Origin of the sequence: Protaetiibacter larvae, assembly GCF_008365275.1 — a bacterium.
Classification (GTDB): Bacteria; Actinomycetota; Actinomycetes; order Actinomycetales; family Microbacteriaceae; genus Homoserinibacter; species Homoserinibacter larvae.
This window is the reverse complement of sequence record NZ_CP043504.1, coordinates 1,424,236-1,442,924: the sequence shown is the minus strand read 5'-3', so window position 1 is coordinate 1,442,924 and position 18,689 is coordinate 1,424,236. Positions and strand designations below refer to the sequence as shown.

Annotated in this window: 17 protein-coding genes and 1 tRNA gene; 2 read left to right on the top strand and 16 right to left on the bottom strand. The window is 69.0% G+C overall.

The window, feature by feature from the left end; all coding sequences use genetic code 11:
• Window positions 1–7: 7 nt before the first annotated feature.
• The 11 genes from FLP23_RS06835 to FLP23_RS06785 form a co-directional block, all read right to left on the bottom strand.
• Window positions 8–5,389 (bottom strand): DUF4011 domain-containing protein, encoded by a 5,382-nt coding sequence (locus FLP23_RS06835; RefSeq protein WP_246140105.1) that lies wholly within the window; start codon window positions 5,387–5,389, stop codon window positions 8–10.
• 179 nt (window positions 5,390–5,568) lie between these two features.
• On the bottom strand, window positions 5,569–6,081 hold the full coding sequence (locus FLP23_RS06830; RefSeq protein ID WP_149325163.1) for a hypothetical protein: 513 nt from the start codon (window positions 6,079–6,081) through the stop codon (window positions 5,569–5,571).
• Window positions 6,082–6,466: 385 nt separating this feature from the next.
• The gene (locus tag FLP23_RS06825; RefSeq protein WP_149325162.1) at window positions 6,467–7,753 is read right to left on the bottom strand and encodes a tyrosine-type recombinase/integrase; all 1,287 of its coding nucleotides are present in this window, start codon (window positions 7,751–7,753) and stop codon (window positions 6,467–6,469) included.
• Window positions 7,750–7,986, bottom strand: a complete 237-nt coding sequence (locus FLP23_RS06820) for a helix-turn-helix transcriptional regulator (protein WP_246139924.1) — start codon at window positions 7,984–7,986, stop codon at window positions 7,750–7,752. The genes FLP23_RS06825 and FLP23_RS06820 overlap by 4 nt, the downstream gene beginning before the upstream one ends.
• Window positions 7,987–8,142: 156 nt before the next feature.
• Window positions 8,143–8,218 (bottom strand) — tRNA-Ala (locus tag FLP23_RS06815).
• Between the two features lie 97 nt (window positions 8,219–8,315).
• Window positions 8,316–8,690: a ribosome silencing factor gene (gene rsfS / locus FLP23_RS06810; protein ID WP_149325161.1), complete on the bottom strand. Its 375-nt coding sequence runs from the start codon at window positions 8,688–8,690 to the stop codon at window positions 8,316–8,318.
• Between the two features lie 25 nt (window positions 8,691–8,715).
• Window positions 8,716–10,464, bottom strand: coding sequence for a hypothetical protein (locus FLP23_RS12225; protein ID WP_168200394.1), 1,749 nt, complete (start codon window positions 10,462–10,464; stop codon window positions 8,716–8,718).
• On the bottom strand, window positions 10,461–11,063 hold the full coding sequence (nadD, locus tag FLP23_RS06800) for a nicotinate-nucleotide adenylyltransferase (protein WP_149325160.1): 603 nt from the start codon (window positions 11,061–11,063) through the stop codon (window positions 10,461–10,463). Before nadD ends, FLP23_RS12225 begins: the two co-directional genes overlap by 4 nt.
• 9 nt (window positions 11,064–11,072) lie before the next feature.
• The gene (locus FLP23_RS06795; protein WP_149325159.1) at window positions 11,073–11,261 is read right to left on the bottom strand and encodes a hypothetical protein; all 189 of its coding nucleotides are present in this window, start codon (window positions 11,259–11,261) and stop codon (window positions 11,073–11,075) included.
• A 64-nt stretch (window positions 11,262–11,325) separates the two neighbouring features.
• Window positions 11,326–12,591 (bottom strand): glutamate-5-semialdehyde dehydrogenase, encoded by a 1,266-nt coding sequence (locus FLP23_RS06790; protein WP_149325158.1) that lies wholly within the window; start codon window positions 12,589–12,591, stop codon window positions 11,326–11,328.
• A 129-nt stretch (window positions 12,592–12,720) separates the two neighbouring features.
• Entirely contained in the window at window positions 12,721–13,452 is a 732-nt protein-coding gene (locus tag FLP23_RS06785) for a TetR/AcrR family transcriptional regulator (RefSeq protein WP_149325157.1), read from the bottom strand.
• An 86-nt stretch (window positions 13,453–13,538) separates the two neighbouring features.
• Here FLP23_RS06785 and FLP23_RS06780 point away from each other — a divergent pair, with 86 nt between their 5' ends.
• The gene (locus tag FLP23_RS06780) at window positions 13,539–14,453 is read left to right on the top strand and encodes an SDR family oxidoreductase (protein ID WP_149325156.1); all 915 of its coding nucleotides are present in this window, start codon (window positions 13,539–13,541) and stop codon (window positions 14,451–14,453) included.
• Between the two features lie 45 nt (window positions 14,454–14,498).
• On the opposite strand, the gene proB is transcribed toward FLP23_RS06780, so the two are convergent.
• The 5 genes from proB to FLP23_RS06755 all read right to left on the bottom strand — a co-directional run bounded on the left by proB (window position 14,499) and on the right by FLP23_RS06755 (window position 18,148).
• Window positions 14,499–15,284: a glutamate 5-kinase gene (gene proB / locus FLP23_RS06775; protein WP_149325155.1), complete on the bottom strand. Its 786-nt coding sequence runs from the start codon at window positions 15,282–15,284 to the stop codon at window positions 14,499–14,501.
• Entirely contained in the window at window positions 15,281–16,786 is a 1,506-nt protein-coding gene (gene obgE / locus FLP23_RS06770; RefSeq protein WP_149325154.1) for a GTPase ObgE, read from the bottom strand. Before obgE ends, proB begins: the two co-directional genes overlap by 4 nt.
• A gap of 97 nt (window positions 16,787–16,883) precedes the next feature.
• A complete protein-coding gene (gene rpmA, locus FLP23_RS06765; RefSeq protein ID WP_149325153.1) occupies window positions 16,884–17,138 on the bottom strand; it encodes a 50S ribosomal protein L27 in 255 nt (84 codons plus the stop codon).
• Between the two features lie 14 nt (window positions 17,139–17,152).
• Window positions 17,153–17,461 carry a 50S ribosomal protein L21 gene (gene rplU, locus FLP23_RS06760; RefSeq protein WP_149325152.1) on the bottom strand — a complete coding sequence of 103 codons (309 nt, stop codon included), beginning with the start codon at window positions 17,459–17,461 and terminating at the stop codon, window positions 17,153–17,155.
• A gap of 147 nt (window positions 17,462–17,608) precedes the next feature.
• Window positions 17,609–18,148 (bottom strand): hypothetical protein, encoded by a 540-nt coding sequence (locus FLP23_RS06755; protein ID WP_149325151.1) that lies wholly within the window; start codon window positions 18,146–18,148, stop codon window positions 17,609–17,611.
• Between the two features lie 70 nt (window positions 18,149–18,218).
• On the opposite strand from FLP23_RS06755, the gene FLP23_RS06750 reads away from it, so the two are divergent.
• Entirely contained in the window at window positions 18,219–18,497 is a 279-nt protein-coding gene (locus FLP23_RS06750) for a DUF4031 domain-containing protein (protein WP_149325150.1), read from the top strand.
• The last annotated feature ends 192 nt before the right edge of the window (window positions 18,498–18,689 follow it).

Sequence of the window (18,689 nt, the reverse complement as noted above, 5' to 3'; positions counted from 1 at the left end):
GGGGCGATCACGGGGCATCGCCATTGATCGAGAGCATGCCGTCGATCTCAGCCAGGCGACCAAGCTGTACAGCCCTGTCGATCGCCTGGTTGAGGCGCTGATCGACTATGGCGCCCGTTCGCCCCCAGCCGAACAGCCGTGCCAGTGCGACGACCACTTCCGCGCGCGAGGCACCACCCACGTCCCGGACGAGCATCTCGGCGGCAAGTGCAAACTCGTCCAAGTGCACGTGTTCGGGTTTGCGGGAATGATCGAGCGATCGAACCTTCGAAACCGGCCGGTCGGCCACGTCGATGAAGTCGCCGTCCCTGTTCAGTCCAGCCCGCCGGATTGCTAGGTCGAGGTTGTCCCGAAGGCGCGAAGAAACTCTGCCGACTGCCCACCATTCGCGGATGCGCTCACTGAGCGTCTCCATATGCACTGGGCCCTCGGCGAGTGCGATTGCCTTGATCGGCTCAACGAGGTGGAGATGATTCCCCGGCTCAGCCGGCTCGACCCAGTGCGGAAGCTTGACGAGCGCAGCCTTGGAGTAGGCGACGGCCCAGGAGAACTCTTCGTCGCCTTCGGATGGCACTGTCTCGACGACCGGACGCTGAATGCCAGAGGCCCGGCTTCGGGCTGCGGTTCCCGACACCGCCGCCTCAATCGCAGCGCGCAGGCGGGCCTCCTCTGGCGCCCGGTCGCGGTACCAGGCGGTGCCCCAAATGCGATGAAGCGTCCAGCCCAGCCCTTCGAGGACCTGGTCGCGAAGGCGGTCTCGGTCACGCGCTGCCGGGGCTGAGTGGTACTGATAGCCGTCGCACTCCACTCCGATGGCGAATACCCCTGGCTTGGCAGGGTGGCGCACTGCCATGTCGATGCGGAATCCTGCTGCGCCCACTTGAGGCTCCACCGAGTAGCCCCACGACTCGATGGTCCGAATGACCGACTCTTCAAACGGCGACTCGGGCATGAGTCCCGTCGCCGAGGCCTGTGTGCCGAGAGTGCTGATGCCACGGCGGGCGAAGTCCAAGTACGCGCGGAGGGCCTCGACGTTCTCGTTCGTCGACGGCGGGATGTCACCAGCCTCCATCGAGGCGACGACCTCCACACGTTGGCGAGCACGAGTCACGCCAACGTTCAGCCGCCTCCAACCCTTGTCCTTGTTCAGCACGCCGAAGTTGGCGGAAATCTTCCCCGCCTCATCCGGCCCGTATCCGACAGAGAAGATGACCACGTCGCGCTCATCGCCCTGTACTGATTCAAGCGAACGAACGAAGAACCCATTGAGGCGGTCGCTCTTGTCGAAGTAGCCATCAAGCTCGCGGTGTTGGGCGCGAAGTTCATCAACGGCAGCCACGACCGCGTCTGCCTGGGCAACTGAGAAGGTCACCACCCCGAGTGACAGCTCAGAGCGAGTCCGGTAGTGATGGATCACCCGCTCGGCGACGACCTTGGCTTCCTTGGGGTTGTCTGCGCCCCCGCCGCGTCGATACATCCCATCAGCGAGGAAGAACTCCACTCCGACATCAGTGCCCTCCTCCTGAGCTGAGGGATAGGTGACTAGGTGCCCTTCGTAGAACCGGTAGTTGGAGAAGGCGATGAGCGCTTCATGCCGCGAGCGGTAGTGCCATCGAAGCCCAAGGTTGCGGAAGGCTCCCGACGACTTCGCGAGCTCAAGAATCGACTGGAAGTCCTTGACGTCCGACTCGAGTTCGTCGATGTCCTCGGACTCGGTGAGTCGCTCGAAGAACTGCGTCGGTGGAAGCTGCTTGTCGTCACCGGCGAGGATGAAGGATCGCCCGCGGTAGATGCAGTTGATCGAGTCTCCTGGCGTCACCTGGGATGCCTCGTCGAAGATGACGACATCGAACTTGATGTCGGGCGGTAGGTACTGCGAGACAGCGAGCGGCGACATCATGAATACAGGCTTGATCGCCTGGGCCGCCGATCGTGCCTGAGCGATCAGGCTGCGAACGGCGATGTGCCGTCGTTGCTTCATGCCCTCCCTACGGATGAGCGCGGGCTCGCCCAGCGAGGTGTTCGACGGACGGCGGGCGTTGGCGGCACGAACGATGTCGCTCGTCGCAGCGGCCACCAACTCACGATCGAGCTTCCTGAACTCCTCGACGAGGGCTTCCCGGTCCCCGGCGAGCAACGGGTGCAGACGCTCATCGCCCTTGATCTGAGCGTCCACCCAGGCGCGAAGGAGTGCTCGCTCGACCACCTTCGGCACATCCGCGGCGGCCACGCGTTGCTCGATGCAGAAGTCCACCGTGCTGTCGAGGTCGAGCTCTCGCAGTTCTGATCTGATAGCCATGTAGTCGAACCACTCCTGCTGGCCGACGGTGTCCGTCGCGAGGTCACGTAGCAGGTCGAAGGCGCTGCTGAACTCGCCGAACTCGCCGAGCAGTTCGTCGGCTCGGCTCGAGTCAAAGGCACCGATGACCTCATCTCGGGCGCGTTCCCACTTCTCGACGACTGCAGGGAGCACATCAACCGGTGTCGATGACGAGAGCGCCTGAAGCTGATCGAGGCTCAGAAGACCAGAGGCAAAGTCCCGGGTCCGGGAAGTCCAGCCAAGTGCCTCGTCAACAACCTCGAGGTCGGTAGCCGGCCCCTGGAAAAGCTCACCGAACTGTCCTGCGAGGTGTGTTGCGGCTGCGTCGAGCGCGGAAGCAGCTCCACGAGCAACCTCTGCCGCCGCAAGGATCGCCTCGGCTTCCTTCAAGGCGTGGTCTCTGCCCGTCGCAGCCGAAACCGATTCGACGCGGGCGGCAGCTTCGCGCATGGGCGCCACATGGGCTGCCAGCCAGTCGATCGATACCTCGATCGGCTCCACGAGCAGCTCGGGGCGACCGGCGACCGCTGGAACCGGGGCCACACTGGCACGCCAGGATTCGAGCTCGGCGCGCGCAGAAATGCCGATCTGCTCGTGGGAGATGTCGAGCGGTGCTGCCGTGAAGTAGGCGACGGTCACGGGCGTCACCGAGCCGCCGCAAAGCGTAAGTACCTCCTCGACTACCGTCAGTGCGCGATCGATCGCGTCCCAATCCGTTGACCGCGCGTTCCACTGTTTGCCGAATGCCGATGAGTGCACCGCACTCACCGTCTCGAACTCGCTCGCGGCATCCGACCAGGCGATTGCATCCGACAGGCGCGCGATACCGGACTTGACCTGGCTCGCATCGGCCAGAAGCAAGGAAATCGAGCGCTTGTCGGCCCGATATGCACCCGAAAGCTTGCGGAGACCCTTATGGAGATTGGCGAAACGATCCTGAAGCTCGCGAAGCGGCGCGGCGAGAGCTTCAGTCCTATAGATTCCCGAAGCCTGCCCTTCGGCGCGATCGAGAGCAAGTGCCTTGAGGCGCGTCGCCGAGAGGGCATCACGTGCTGCCTGCAGCCCGCTCGCGGAAAGCCACGAGGGCTCGATGCTGGCGTCGTGCGCGCGGAGCTCAGCAATACGGATGAGACGGTCGGCATCGGGGTAAGACACTGGAACCGCCGTGCCGACAACCTGCGCGAGGCCTCTCAGGGCGGCCAAGGTGGCGGTGAGCGACGCCTGCCGCTCTTCGAATGCGACCGATGCCTCGCGGAGCGCGGTTGACGTAAGCACTGCAAGATCGATGGCCCCCGTCAATGCGGGCCGCTCCGGGAGCGGCGGAGGGACGAGGGGGAGATCTGTATAGGCCACTCCAGCGAGGTCGGTGACGCGACGAGCAGCTTCACGGTGGGCCGTTACCAAGTCACCTAGCGATCTGCGGTCGGCGTCGATAGAGATCCAGTCAGCCGAAGTGAGCCAGTCGTCGCGGATCACCGGAGGGCGATGGGCATGCTGGTGCTCAAGGAGTGCGATGAGGTCGTGGCCACGACTTGGGCGATCGAAGCCGAACGAGCGAACGAGATCTCCGTTGAGATTCATCGTTCCTTGCAACTCCTCAAGGGCGCTCTTCGCAAGCCAGAGTCTGGATTCCAGCGAGGTCTCGTCTTTGACTTCCCGCCACAGGAAGGTCTGCCCCTGGGCTGCTGGCCGCCAAGTTCGCTCCAGTCGCAGCAGAGCTTCTTTGACAGCGGCAAGACCAGCCTCGTCGAGCTTCAGCGGCGGGCGCTTCGGTACCGGAGCCGCAGGGACGTGCACGAGGTCAGCAAGTAGCCCGATCACGTCATGAAGGGAGGCTTGGAGGGGCGAGCGCGTCTCGTTCATCGCGATCGCGTAGACGTTGAGCTTCCGGCGACGGTCCTCCAAGGCAGAGCGTGACGGCGCAGTCATGCCCCGCGGTGGCTGTGCGACGTTGTCGAGCGTCTTCATCAACTCGACCGCAACGTCCTTGCGGTTGGCCTTGTGCGAGTGCAGCTCCAGCAGGTAGCTTCCGAGCCCCCCTTCACTAAGGCGGTTCCTCACCACATCAAGAGCGGCGATCTTCTCCGAAACGAAAAGCACCGACTTACCGGCGTGCATCAGTGCACCGATCATGTTGGCGATCGTCTGCGACTTGCCTGTTCCCGGAGGGCCGTCCATTACGAAGCTGTGCCCTGCAAGCGCCGCCGCTACGGCGGCCCGTTGCGACGAATCCGCGTCGAGAACCAGCGGCGTCTTCTCGGGTGGCGCTGCCTCGTCGATATCGGCCGGGTCGATCGGGTCGAACTGGAAGCTCTCCGACTGTTTCGTCGGATCGATGTTGGCAAGCGCCTGTACTACCGGGTGATCCGCAATGACCGACTCGTTGTCGAGTAGATCCTTGTACATCGCTTCCTTGGTGAAGGAGAAGGTAGCCAGGTGGACCTCCGGCTCCAGACTCCATTCTTTGAAGTCCTTCGCCTTCCCGAGCGCACCACGGAACCGGTCGAGGATCTCGGTGACGCTGAGACCATCCACGTCCTCGAGCGTGGGCCACACAATGCCGAAGTCGGCCAGGCGAAGCGGGAGAGCCGGGTTGAGGACCGGGTCGTCCTCGCCTCCCCGTAGCCGTGGAGTCGCCTTCGGTCCCTCCGGTACCAACTCAACCGGAACTAGGTATATCGGGCTCGCCATGTCGGAGCCGTCGACGTCATTCCAGCGAAGCATCCCAAATGCGACGTATAGGACGGAAAGCCCGCGATCGAGGAACTCCTCGTTGGCTCTGCGCATGAGGTTCCGGGCGACGGGTCCAAGCTCTGCGTCCGGACGGGGAACGTGGAGCAAGTTCCCGCGTCGCGCCGGCGAGGTTTCCCCGGACTCAGAGTCGGTCACATCACCGACGAACGATTGCAGCTTCCCCGACTGGATCCAGACGAGCACCTCGTCGGGCCCCGGGTTGTCGATGGTCAGCGATGAAGTCCTCGGTGGCTTGAAACGGATTAGTCGAGAACGGCGATCGAGACCGACAAGGCTTTCACGCCACAGCTTCAACGCCGCAAGGGTGTCCTTCATCGTCGTCACGTCGCGTCACCTCCTCGTTCCCCCGCGCCAAGCTACGTTGCTCGTGCCCAGAGGTCCGGGGATGACGCGATTCGCCCCCAATGCTAGCGACGGCATGGGACATTCGATCCCCCGCATATGCGGCGCAAGCGTAGCTTCGGTAGTCGACGAGCCCGATAGACGGGCTGCTTTCACTCCGCAGCGCGAACGAACGCCTCGTGCAGGAATTCGACGCTGCCGTAGAGATCCCAGAAGGCGTCGTCCTCGGGGTCGATGCGTCGGGTGCCGACCCGGCGGGACATTTCGCGCAGCAGGCGCCAGGTGACCTGGGTGTCGTCGAGAACGTTGTCGATGCAGGTCTGCATCGGGTGGTCGCTCCGGATCATGCGCTCGTGGGTCTCCACGACCACGCGATCGACGAGTTGCACCCGCACGGCGCCGTCGCGGTGCGCGCGGCGGTCCTCGTAAGCGGCCTTGCGACAAGTCGCGGAGCAGTAGAGGCGCGGACGGCCTTTGCTGCTGCCGGCTGGAAGCGCGTTGCCGCAACGAACGCACTCGCGGATCGGCGCGTTGCGGCGCCCGATCAGCCTCTGCCTGACGTGCGGCCCTCGGGAGCGCGGGCCGAGTTCTCCCCATACCTCCCGCAGCCGTGCACGCAGTTCAGGGTCGTCCTTCTCCGGGTCGAAATGGTCTTCATAGCTCATGGGAGCACCGCGCTTCTGGCGCCTGTTTCGTCACCGACGAAACAGGCGCCGTCCTCGATTGCAAGAGGTGTGCCGCATCTGGGAGGGGTCTGGTGTCTTGGAAGACAGATGGGCTGCCGGACGGCGAGGCGGTAGGGGGTCGGATGACGGGGGCGGCGTTGAGAGATGCGGGGATGCAGCGCGGGCGAATCGGGGTGGGGCAAAGCGTCGTGCTGGTGAATGACCGGATGCTCCCCCACCCCGGATAGCTGCTCACCGCGGGGTCGGGGTGTCGGGCGCAATGCCCTTGCGGTTGGCGCCCGGCGCATCGATCCCGCATGATCGAGGGTCCGGTTGGGGCAACTTGCCCGCACCGGTGCACGGTGCGGGTGATTCACCTGGACCGTCATGCCGCCTGCCACCCCTCGTCATCGCCTTCCTCGTCGTCGAACTGCGCGAGCGCCACATCCTCCGCACGGGTCGCGGGGAGCGCGAGCAGGAAGCCGTCCGCATCGACCGGGCGCAGGGTGCGCTCCAGCAGCGCTGCCGGGCCGAGGTCCACGCTGCGGTCGGGCTCGATGTAGTGCCCCTCGGTGATCGCCGTGGAGCCGTGGCCGAGGAATGCAGCCGCCGCATCGGTGCCCGCGCCGCGGGCGATGACGGTCGCGCCGGTGCGCCGGTACCAGCGCAGCGTGATCCCCGACTCGGCCAGACCGGCCAGCTCGAGGAACGCCCGGAACGTGCGGCGCACGTTGTAGGGGCTGAGCGGGCCGGCCTTCCGGTTGTGGAAGATGGTGCGCTCCGCGTCCTCCGGGCCGAGCGGCGCAAGCCGGGCGCGGATCACCGCGGCGGCGAACTGCGGGACGGCGATCCGCCGAACCGAGTGCTCCGTCTTCGGGTGGTCCTGTCGAACAGCGCCGGAGCCGGTGCGCAACACGACGGTGCCGCGGACGGCCAGGATCATGCCGTGCGACCCGTCCTCGATGTCGCAGGGCCGCAGGGCTAGGCACTCGCCGATGCGCAGGGCCGTGCCGAGCAGCACTTCGATGATGTCGCGCACCTGGCCGTCCGGCTTCGGCCCCTTGGCGCCTGCGCCGGTGCGCCAGGTCGCGGCCGCGCGCCGGATGGCGGCGATCTGTGCCAGGGTGAGCGCCTGCGGCTCGCCCTTCGGCTTCCTGAGCGGGCTAGTGCCCTCGACGGGGTTGCGCGGGATCGCGTCGTGGCGCAGGGCGAAGCCGAACAGCAGGTTCAGCATCGTGCGCGAGTGCTTGGCCCGCGAGTACGACACCTGCGCCTCGGACTTCAGGAACCCCTCGACCCTGCCCGTGGTGATCTCCCCGAGCGCGAAGTGCTCGAAGGCGGGAATGACGTGCAGGCGCAGGTCGTCCCGGTAGTTGTCCTTCGTGCCGTCCACGAGATCTTGCATGGCGAGGTCCGCCAGCCACAGTTCGGCAAGCTCAGGGAAGGGGCTCGTCGCGTCGAGCACCCCGGCCGGGCCGTGGCCCGGCCGGTGCAGCATCCGGTCCTTCAGCCGGGCACGAGCGGCCGACTCGGATCGACCGGTCGCCGTCACGGGGCGGAGGCGGCCGTCCCGGTCGCGGTAGCGGGCGGTGGCGATGTAGCCGCGACCCTTCGGCCGGACCCCGATCTCGCCGTAGGCGCCGATCGGGGTCCGGGGGCGCCCGGCGCTCACCGTGCCCCCCCGGCGTCGTGGCGGCGGGCATCGTCATCCTCCAGGCGGGCCAGCCAGGCGTCCACCTCGCTGACGCGGAACCGCAGCTGCCTCCCGACCCGGAAGCCGCGGGGGCCGCGCCCCTGGGTTCTCAGGTCGTAGATGGTCTGCGGCGTGACGCCGAGCCGGGCGGCCAGCTCGGACAAGGACAGGATCGGCTCGAAGCCGTCCGGGGGCATGGAATCGTCTCTCATGCCAGAGAGGTGCGTTCGCGTTCCCAAAGTTCCGCGAAGGACTCCGAGAACGCCCCCGGTCAGGCCGAGGATGGGCGGCGAAGTGTCGAATATCTGTCGAACAGCCATTCCGATTCTCCAGGTGGAGAGCCAGGAATCAGCTTCTGATCAGTAGTTTGGTGGATCTGAGGGGACTCGAACCCCTGACCCCCTGCATGCCATGCAGGTGCGCTACCAGCTGCGCCACAGACCCGTGGGCTGCACTCCGGATGCCGGAGACAACTCGACAAGCTTACAACAGATTCCGGAGCGGGTTGAGCGGGGTGATCTCGACACGCCCGCTCCGCGGGCTACTCGATCAGCGAAGGGTCGAGCCCCAGCGGCAGCGTCGGGCAGTCCTTCCAGAGCCGCTCGAGCGAGTAGAACATGCGGTCCTCCTCGTGGAAGACGTGCACCACGAGGTCGCCGAAATCGAGCAGCACCCAGCGCCCCTCAGTGCGGCCCTCGCGACGGATGGGCTTCGCGCCCGCGTCGATGAGCGCCTCCTCCACGCCGCCGGCGATGGCGAGCACGTTGCGCTCGTTGTCGCCGGAGACGAGCAGGAAGGCGTCGGTCAGCGGAAGCGGACCGGACACATCGAGGGCGACGATGTCCTGGCCCTTCTTCGCGTCGGCGGCACGAGCGGCGATGCGCACGAGTTCGCGCGCACGATCGGTTGCAGTCACAGAGGGAGGCTCTTCTTCCGGGTCACTAGCCGAGCACGCCCGAGGTGATGGCGACCACGAGCAGGGCGACGACGACGACAGCCATTCCGGCGGCCGAGACGATGAGGACGGTGAGTGCGCGGTTGCCGCGCTTCGGCGTGATGGAGCCGATGATCTCGCGCGACGAGGTGTGCGTGCTGACGGCACGCACGGCACGGACGGGCTGCGAATCGGCCGAGGCGACCTGGTTGTCGCCCGGGTCGAGCAGGTGGTCGAGGTCGGACTCGTCGAGCTGCGTCGGCAGCGCGCCCGTGGAGGCGAGGCTCGACGGCAGCGAGATCGAGCCGGTGACGAGCACATCCCCCGTGCTGGTCAGCGGACTCACGATGATGTCGGGGGTCGGGATCTCGGGCAGCACGAGCACGTTCGCGGTGGCCGGGCCGCCGCCCACATCCCGCGAAAGGGCACCTGTGTCGGGTTGCACCTCGTCGTCGAGCTCCGCCTGCCGCGACCAGTGGTTGCGCGGGCGCTCGCCGACCACGGGCGGCTGCGAATCGCCCGTGGACTCGGAGGAGGCCTCCTCGACCGCGTCGACGGTCGCGGGCTCCGCGGCGGTGGTCGCGGCGGGCACCGTCCACGGGGTGAGCGGCGGCGCGACGGTGGCCTGATCGAAGGGCGAGGGCGGCTGCAGCCCCGAGCTGTACTCCGCGAAGCTCGGCGCCGGCGGGAATGCGAGGGACGAGGTGATCGGCGGAAGCACTCCCGCCTCGGGCTCGGAGACCGGCGGCACCGAGGCCGCCGGAGGTGCCGAGGCCACGGGGGGCACCGAGGCCACGGGGGGAACGGAGATCACGGGGGGAACGGACGCGACGGGCGGTTCCGAGGTCACCGGCGACGCCGCGGGCGGAACGGGCGCGGGTGCGACGGGGGGCGCGACGTTCCATTGCACGGGCGTCGGTGAGATCGGCGCCGAGGACCACGGGGCCGGCTCGACCGGCTGCGCCGGGATGACCCCCGTGTTCGCACGGAAGAGCGCTTCGAGGCTCGCGACGGCGTCGGTGTGCGGCTCCTCGGGCTCGATGAGCGGCGGCGGCACCTCCCGCGCTGCCTCGGTCGAGGCGGCCGGTGGCGCGAAGGCGGCGAGCCACGACGGGATGTCGTCCCGCTCAGGCGTCGCGGCCGGCTCAGGCGTCGCGGCCTGCTCCCCGGCGGCCTGCTCCGCGGCGGCCTGCTCCGCGGCGGCCTGCTCCCCGGTCCGCTCCTGGGCTTCACGCAGCGCCCGGAGCTCGCGTCGGGTGAGCGTGCCCTCCGGCTGAGCGGGCGGGGCGACGACGGGGGCGGATGCGGTTGCCGGCGGCTCGGCGGTCGGCTCGGCGGTCGGCTCGGCGGAACCGCGCACGACCCGGTTCTCGGTGCGGTACTCCAGGTCGGCGCTCTCGACCGGCGTGGACCCCCAGGCGAGCCGTGCAGCACGACGCCCCTCGGGGCTGAAGTCCCGGGCCCGGAAGCCCGACTCCGCCGCGGCATCGCTCTCTGCGGCCGGAGCGACCACCTGCGGCTGCGACTGCTGCTGCCATCCGGGCTCGGCGGGCTGCACGATCGGCGAATCGTAGGAGGGGATCGGCGTGCGGCCCTGCGTGAGGTAGCTGAGCGGCTCGGCGCTCGGCGCAGGCGCCTCCGGGGACGTCGACGACCCGGCGGCTGCGGCAGCCGTCGCCTCAGCGGCGCGGGCGGCCTCCGCCTCGCGCTCACGGATCGCGCGCCGCGACAACGGCTGATCCTGATAGGTCGTCATGTCGAACTCCGATACAGGTGGTGCTTGGAGATGTACTGCACAACACCGTCGGGGACCAAGTACCACACCGGGTAGCCCCGGGCGACTCGCTCGCGGCACTCCGTCGAGGAGATGGCCAGAGCGGGCACTTCCAGCGAGCTTACGCCAGCCTCCGGCAATCCGCGAATGTCGAGGGCATGCCCGGGGCGGGACACGGCCACGAAATGCGCCAGTTCCCAGAGCTCGTCGACGTCCTTCCACTGCAGGATCTGCGCCACCGCATCCGCGCCCGTGATGAAGAACAGTTCGGCGTCGGGGCGCTCGGCACGCAGTTCGCGCAGCGTGTCGATCGTGTAGGTGGGACCGTCGCGGTCGATGTCGACACGGCTCACCGTGAACCGCGGATTGGACGCCGTGGCCACGACCGTCATCAGGTAGCGGTCTTCCGCGGGCGAGACGCTCGACTTCATCCACGGCTGCCCGGTGGGCACGAAGACGACCTCGTCGAGGTCGAAGGTCTGCTGCACCTCGCTCGCCGCGACCAGGTGGCCGTGGTGGATGGGGTCGAAGGTGCCGCCCATGACGCCGACCCGGGGTCGACGCGCGGCTCCTTCGCTCACGGGGCGAGCCTAGTGGTGCCCGTGCCCCGCCGCGTCCTGGCCTGCGGTCTTGTCGCTGTGGCGGTTCGCCACGTCACGGTAGCTCCAGGTGACGAACCCGAGCACGATGAAGATGGCGGCGGCGACCGCCGCGAACACGATCGGCGGGGCGATGAGCGGGGCGAGCTCTTCCTCGGCGGCCAGAAGCGTGCTGAGCATGCGATCCTCTTTCGGGTGGGTTCGTGTCGAGTCTAGCCGCGACGGCGCGGGAACGACGCGCGGCTCAACCGCGCACCTGACCCTCGCCGCGCACGATCCATTTGGTGCTCGTGAGCTCCGGCAGCCCCATCGGGCCGCGCGCGTGCAGCTTCTGGGTGGAGATGCCGACCTCGGCGCCGAACCCGAACTCGCCTCCGTCGGTGAAGCGTGTGGAGGCGTTCACCATGACGACCGCGGAGTCCACCTCGGCGAGGAAGCGGTTGGCGCGCGCCATGTCGTTGGTGACGATCGACTCGGTGTGGTGGGTCGAGTAGCTGCGGATGTGCTCGAGCGCCTCATCGAGGTCGTCGACCACCTTGACCGAGAGGTCGAGACTCATGTGCTCGGTCGCGTAGTCCTCGTCGGTGACGGGCACGGCATCCGGGAACAGCGCGCGGGTGCGCTCGTCGGCGTGCAGGGTCACCCCGTTCTCGCGCAGGGCGCTCAGCACGGGCGGCAGCAGGCGCTCGGCGGACGAGGCGTCGACAAGCAGGGTCTCGAGGGCGTTGCACACGCTCGGGCGCTGCACCTTCGAGTTGACGGCGATCTCGGTCGCCATCTCGACGTCCGCGCTCGCGTCGAGGTAGAGGTGCACGACCCCGGCGCCCGTCTCGATGACGGGCACCTTCGACTCGCGCACCACGGTGTCGATGAGCTGCGCGGAGCCGCGCGGGATGAGCACGTCCACGAGGCCGCGGGCCTGCATGAGCTGCGTGGCGCCCTCGCGGCCGAACTCGTCGATGGTCTGCACGGCGTCGGCGGGCAGGCCGACGCTCGCGAGGGCGTCCTGGATGAGGGCGACGAGCTCGCGGTTGGTGTTCTCGGCGGCGGACCCGCCGCGCAGCACGACGGCGTTGCCCGACTTGAGGGCGAGGGCCGCGATGTCGATCGTGACGTTGGGGCGGGCCTCGTAGATGGCGCCGACCACGCCGAACGGCACGCGCACCTGGGTGAGCTGCAGGCCGTTGGGAAGCGTGGACCCGCGCACGACCCCGCCCACCGGGTCCGGCAGCGCGATGATGTCGCGGGTGGCGGCGGCGAGGCCGGCGAGGCGCGCCTCGTCGAGGCGGAGGCGATCCTGCAGTCCGGTCGACAGCCCGTTCTCGCGGCCGTTGGCGAGGTCGAGCTCGTTGGCCGGCAGGATGCGCTCGGCGCCCGTCTCGACCGCCTGCGCGATCGCCTCGAGCCCGGCGTTCTTCTGCGCGGTGGAGGCCTGGGCGAGCGCGAGGGATGCCGTGCGGGCGGCCCGCAGCTTGTCGTCGAGGCTCAGTGCGGTGACGGTGTCAGCCATGCGGGCGAGTCTACCCACCAGCTCAACCCCGGCACCCGGCTCGCCCCCTCGGGCTCCTTCTGCCTCACGCTGTAGCGATGGGTTTCGGGCTGCGATGATCTCTGCCGCGTCGGGCCTGCCGCTGCAGCGTTATGCAGAGGGGATGGGAGTCGAGGGGGGCTCGGGGGTGAGGCGGTAGGGGCCGGCGACGAAGGGGAGCGCCGGCTCGCGGTGGGCGAGGCCGGTGAGGAGGGTGGCCACGAATTCGCGGAGGGCGACGCGATAGTCGTGCCGCAGCGAGTGCAGCTCCGGATGCGCGTCGTAGGCGGCCGCCATCCCCGGCGAGGGCTGCGTCGCGGCCCAGATGCCGCCGATGGCCAGGTTGGTGGCGCCGACGAAGGAGATCGCGGCCGCCTCGGTGAGCGGTGCCACGTGTCGGGCCTCGAGCTCGGCGAGCCGGACGGCGTTCGCGATCGCCGCACGCTTGTAGGCCGCCGCGACCTCGCCCGAGACGTTGCGCTCGAGCACGCCGGCCGCGCTCGCGGAGAGCTCGCTGAGCATCGGACGCTCGGCGACGGTCGCGGCGAGGAGCTCGGAGAAGGCCTCGATCCCCCGGATCCCGCCCTCGACGAGCCGCGCGTCGAACACCTCGAGCCAGGCGCGGTACTCGCGGTCGTACACCTGCAGCAGCACGTCCTCGCGGGACTCGAAGTAGCGCAGCACGTTCGACTTCGCGAGCCCCACCCGCCGCGCGAGCTCGTTGAGGCTCAGCTCGGCGACGCTGCGCTCGCGCAGCAGCTCGACGGCCGCGGCGAGGATCGCCTCGCGCCGTTCGAGGCGCTGGGCCTCACTGCGCGCGCGCTGGAACGCGGTCGTCGACATCCGTCCTCCTTGCTTAAAGACTAGCGGTCTGTTACCTTCTCGATAAGAGACCAACGGTCCTTTATAGACTACCCCGAGGAGACCCCATGTACCAGGTGCCCGACCAGACCGGTCGGCGGATCATCGTCACCGGCGCGAACAGCGGAACCGGCAAGGAGACCACGCGTCGCCTCGCGGCCGCGGGCGCCGAGATCGTCATGGCGGTCCGCTCCCTCGAACGCGGAGCCGCGGCACGCGACGAACTGCTCGCCGAGAACCCTGCAGCGCGACTCGAACTGCGCCGCATCGACCTCGGCGAGCTCGCGACCGTGCGCGCCTTCGCGGACGACGAGCTCGCCGACGACCGCCCGCTGCACGTGCTCGTCAACAACGCGGGCGTCATGACGCCGCCCAAGCGCCTCGAGACGGCCGACGGCTTCGAGCTGCAGTTCGGCAGCAACTTCCTCGGGCCGTTCCTGCTGACGACGCTGCTGCTCCCCAAACTGCTCGAGGCGGATGCGCCGCGCGTCGCGACCATGAGCAGCGGAACGGCCAACTTCGGCGGCATCCGCTTCGACGACCTGCAGTGGACGCGCCGCTACGTGCCGTTCCGGGCGTACGCGCAGTCGAAGCTCGCCGACACGCTGCTCGGCATCCGCCTGGCAGAGATCGCCCGGCAGAACGGCTGGGCTCTGCGCAGCACGATCGCGCACCCCGGCTACACGCGCACCAACCTGCAGACCGCGGGACGCAACCTCGCCTACGCGCCCGAGCAGGCGAAGCCGCCGATCCAGCGCACGATCCTGCCCTCGCAGACCGTCGCGCAGGGCGCGGAGCCGCTGCTGTTCGCGACCGCGGATCCCGCGGCCGAGTTGGGCGCGTACTACGGGCCGAGCGGATGGGGCGGGCTCGTCGGGCCGACGCATCGGGCGAGGCTCCCGCGGAGTGCGCGGGTGGGCAGCGATCTCGCCGAGCGGCTGTGGGCGGTGGCGGAGGAGCTCGTCGAGCCCTGGCGCGGGTGATCTCGAGACGCGTCCCGCTCCGCGGGGCGCTCCTCGACCACCGGGTCAGCGAGAGGTCGCGGCAGGCTCGAACCAGGTGCCGACGGGCTCTCCGGCGAGCGCCTCGGCCACCTGGGCCGTCGAGGTGAGCAGCACCGCGGTTCCGGAGGCGGCGGCGAGCTTCGCGGCCGCGATCTTGGTGCCCGCCCCCCCGGTGCCGACCCCCGCCGCGCCGATGTCGCCGAGCTCGACGCCCGCGAGGTCGTCGTCGAACGGCACGTGCTCGATCCGCCGCGCGCCCGGCAGCTGCGGGGGACGCGTGTAGAGCGCGTCGACATCCGACAACAGCACGAGCAGCTCGGCGTCGATGAGCTCCGACACGAGGGCGGCCAGCCGGTCGTTGTCGCCGAAGCGGATCTCGTGGGTCGCCACGGTGTCGTTCTCGTTGACGATCGGCAGGATGCGCAGGCCGAGCAGCCGCTCCATCGCCCGCTGCGCGTTCGAGCGCGGCGTCGCGTTCTCGAGGTCGCCCGCCGTCAGCAGCACCTGGCCGGCTACGACCCCGTAGCGGCGCAGCGACTCCTGGTAGCGGTAGATCAGGATGTTCTGGCCGACCGCCGCCGCCGCCTGCTGCGTGGCGAGGTCGCTGGGCCGGGCGTCGAGCTGCAGGTACGGCATGCCGGTCGCGATGGCGCCGGACGACACGAGCACGACCTCCGCACCGCGAGCGTGGGCGGCCGCGAGGGCGTCGACGAGCGGCTCGATCTGTCCGGCGTTGGCACCGCTGATCGAGCTGGACCCGACCTTCACCACGATGCGCTTCGCCTCGGTCACGGCAGCCCGCAGGCTCATTCCTCGTCCTCTCCGTCCTCGTCGGCCCAGAGACCGGCCTCGCGCTCGGCTTCCAGCTCCGCGCGGGCAGCCGCCTTGGCATCCATCCGCTCGAAGTACTGCTCGCGGCGCTCGGCGCGCGTCGCACGCTTGTTGTCGTCGAGGCGGGCGTCGGTGCCGCGCGGGGAGGTGATGAGCTCGGCCGCCGAGGTGAGGGTGGGCTCCCAGTCGAACACCATCTCGCCGATGACGACCGTCGAACCGGGCACCGCGCCCTTCGCGAACAGCTCCTCCTCGACGCCGAGCTTGGCGAGCCGGTCGGCGAGGAAGCCGACCGCCTCGTCGTTGGTGAAGTCGGTCTGCTGCACCCAGCGCTCCGGCTTCACGCCCAGCACCCGGTACGTCGTCTCGGTGCCGCCCTCGACCCGCACCTCGAAGTCGACCGCGTCGACCGCGCGCGGGCGGATGACGATGCGGGCGGGCGGAGGCGTCGCCGCCTTCGCCCGGCGGTCGGCCTCGACGAGCTCGGCGAGCGCGTACGACAGCTGCCGCAGCCCCACGTGGCTCACCGCGGAGATCTCGAAAACCCGGTAGCCGCGCTCCTCGAGCACGAGACGCACGAGCTCGGCGAGGTCCTGGGCATCCGGAACGTCGACCTTGTTGAGCGCAACGAGCTGCGGGCGCTCGAGCAGCGGGGTCTGCCCCTCGGGCACCGGGTAGGCGGCCAGCTCGGCGAGGATCACGTCGAGATCGCTGATCGGATCGCGCCCCGGCTCGAGCGTGGCGCAGTCGAGCACGTGCAGCAGCGCCGAGCAGCGCTCGACGTGACGTAGGAACTCGAGGCCGAGGCCCTTGCCCTCGCTGGCCCCCTCGATGAGGCCGGGCACGTCGGCGATCGTGTAGCGGACCTCGCCCGCCTCCACGACGCCGAGGTTGGGGTGCAGGGTCGTGAACGGGTAGTCGGCGATCTTCGGCTTCGCGGCCGAGAGCGCCGCGACGAGACTCGACTTGCCGGCGCTCGGGTAGCCGACGAGCGCGACATCCGCGACGGTCTTGAGCTCGAGCAGCACATCGCCCTCGAAGCCCGTGGTGCCGAGCAGGGCGAAGCCGGGAGCCTTGCGCTTGGTGGTCGCGAGGGCCGCGTTGCCGAGCCCGCCCTGACCGCCCTCGGCCACCACGAAGCGCATGCCGGGCTCGACGAGGTCGACGAGCTGTTCGCCGTCCACGGTCGACACGACCGTGCCGACCGGCACCGGCAGCACGAGCTCCTCGCCCTGGTAGCCGGCACGATGGTCGCCCATGCCGGGGCCGCCGTTGCCGCTCGAACGGTGCGGGGCCCGGTGGTAGTTGAGGAGGGTGGTGACCTGCGGGTCGGCGACGAGCACGATGTCGCCGCCGTGGCCGCCGTTGCCGCCGTCCGGGCCGGCGAGCGGCTTGAACTTCTCGCGGCGCACCGAGACGCAGCCGTTGCCGCCGTGGCCCGCGCGCAAGTGCAGCGTCACCTGATCGACGAAGCTCGCCATCCGCTGCCCCTTTCCGTCGCGGTCTCGTGTCTACCCGTACATGCAGCGAAGGGCGAGCCTCAGCCCGCCCTTCGCAGAAAACTGTGTCGCGCGGCGACTACGCCGGGACGACGATGTTGACGACGCGACGGCCGCCCTTGTTGCCGAACTCGACCGAGCCCGCCGCGAGGGCGAACAGGGTGTCGTCGTTGCCACGGCCGACGTTCACGCCGGGGTGGAAGTGGGTGCCGCGCTGGCGGACGATGATCTCGCCGGCCTTCACGACCTGGCCGCCGAAGCGCTTCACGCCGAGGCGCTGCGCGTTCGAGTCACGACCGTTGCGGGTGGACGATGCGCCCTTCTTGTGTGCCATTGCTCAGCCCCTGCTTACTTGATGCCGGTGATCTTGACGCGGGTGAGGTCGGCGCGGTAGCCCTGACGCTTCTTGTACCCGGTCTTGTTCTTGAACTTCTGGATGACGATCTTCGGGCCGCGCTCGTGACCGATGACCTCGGCGGTCACCTTGATCTTGGCCAGCGCCTTCACGTCGTGCGTGATCGTGTCACCGTCGACGAAGAGAACGGGGGTGAGCTCGACCTTGCCGCCCTGCTCGGCCTGAAGGCGATCGAGCACGACGACCGTGCCGACCTCGACCTTCTCCTGCCGACCACCGGCGCGCACAACTGCGTAAACCACGGGATGTCCTTACGTATGGATGGAAGTCTGTGCTTCGCCCGGCCGGAACCTGGCGAGCATGGGCGTCAGAATGCGGGCGAAGCCCTGCAGACACCAAGGGTCAAGAATAGCCGATCCCCGGGCATCCGGCAAACGCGAACCGGGCTCTCAGCCTGGGAGTTCGTCGGTGACGATCGGGGCGGGCGGGGCGACGACATCCGGTCGCGTGCGACGCAGGCGCGCCCAGACGAGGAGTCCCGCGAGCGGCACCAGGTAGAGGCCGCCGAAGAACAGCCGTGCGGTCGTCCCGGCGATGTCCCTGGCCGCCTCGCGCGCCGTGCCGAGGGGCGTGTACGGCGAGTTCAGCAGCTCGCCGCCGAGCAGGACGGCGATCCCCGCGGCGAGCACGGCGCCGGTGACCAGCCCGAGAAGGGCGCGGCCCACGACCGCCCACGCGCCGTGGCGCTCACGGATCGGGAGGATCACCCCGAACCACAGTCCGATCCAGGCGGCGAGCGCGACGAAGGCGACGGCGTCCTCGCGCAACTGGGTGCCGACGATGAGCGCGAAGTAGTCGAACGGCGCCTGCCCGTAGGCGCGGTCGAGGATCACGTAGGGCAGGGTCGGCGCGACGGCGCCCACCAGGAGACCGGCGAGCACGCCGAACGCCGCGAGGACGACGGTTCCGGCAGGGGGACGGGATGCCATCCGGTGCTCCGCTCTAGGATCGCGACAGGGATTCGTGCGACGAGCCTAGAGTGCAGCGGAGGGAAACTCGATGATCCTCCTCGACGAGGCCATCTGGCCCAACCACGGCACCGTGTGGGGCCACCTGGTGTCGGATTCCTCGCTGGCCGAGCTGCACGCCTTCGCGCGCCGCGCCGGCATCCCGGAACGCGGTTTCGACCACGACCACTACGACTACCCGATCGAACGCCGCGAGGAGCTCATCGCGCTCGGCGCGGTGCCCGTCACCGGGCGCGAACTGCTGCGACGCCTGCAGTCCGCGGGGCTGCGGGTGCGGCAGAAGGACAAGCGCGCGTCTCCGCGGCACTGAGCCGCGCATCCGCGGCCCGCATTCCGCGTCCTCGACGGCGCTTCCCAAATCAAGGAGTCGAGCAACCCGAATCACGGAGTCCGTGTGACTGGAGTTGCTGGAGTGGCGGATGTAGCCCCGCTGCACCGCGGGCTCCTTGATTCGGGTTGCTCGACTCCTTGATTTGGGAGAGCAGTCGTGTCGAGCGCAGTC

Coding starts and splice junctions, on each gene's coding strand:
- FLP23_RS06835 (WP_246140105.1), bottom strand. CDS start 5,389: ATGAAGGACACCCTTGCGGCGTTGAAGCTGTGGCGTGAAAGCCTTGTC.
- FLP23_RS06830 (WP_149325163.1), bottom strand. CDS start 6,081: ATGAGCTATGAAGACCATTTCGACCCGGAGAAGGACGACCCTGAACTG.
- FLP23_RS06820 (WP_246139924.1), bottom strand. CDS start 7,986: ATGAGAGACGATTCCATGCCCCCGGACGGCTTCGAGCCGATCCTGTCC.
- FLP23_RS12225 (WP_168200394.1), bottom strand. CDS start 10,464: ATGACGACCTATCAGGATCAGCCGTTGTCGCGGCGCGCGATCCGTGAG.
- FLP23_RS06795 (WP_149325159.1), bottom strand. CDS start 11,261: ATGCTCAGCACGCTTCTGGCCGCCGAGGAAGAGCTCGCCCCGCTCATC.
- FLP23_RS06790 (WP_149325158.1), bottom strand. CDS start 12,591: ATGGCTGACACCGTCACCGCACTGAGCCTCGACGACAAGCTGCGGGCC.
- FLP23_RS06785 (WP_149325157.1), bottom strand. CDS start 13,452: ATGTCGACGACCGCGTTCCAGCGCGCGCGCAGTGAGGCCCAGCGCCTC.
- FLP23_RS06780 (WP_149325156.1), top strand. CDS start 13,539: ATGTACCAGGTGCCCGACCAGACCGGTCGGCGGATCATCGTCACCGGC.
- proB (WP_149325155.1), bottom strand. CDS start 15,284: ATGAGCCTGCGGGCTGCCGTGACCGAGGCGAAGCGCATCGTGGTGAAG.
- obgE (WP_149325154.1), bottom strand. CDS start 16,786: ATGGCGAGCTTCGTCGATCAGGTGACGCTGCACTTGCGCGCGGGCCAC.
- rpmA (WP_149325153.1), bottom strand. CDS start 17,138: ATGGCACACAAGAAGGGCGCATCGTCCACCCGCAACGGTCGTGACTCG.
- FLP23_RS06755 (WP_149325151.1), bottom strand. CDS start 18,148: ATGGCATCCCGTCCCCCTGCCGGAACCGTCGTCCTCGCGGCGTTCGGC.
- FLP23_RS06750 (WP_149325150.1), top strand. CDS start 18,219: ATGATCCTCCTCGACGAGGCCATCTGGCCCAACCACGGCACCGTGTGG.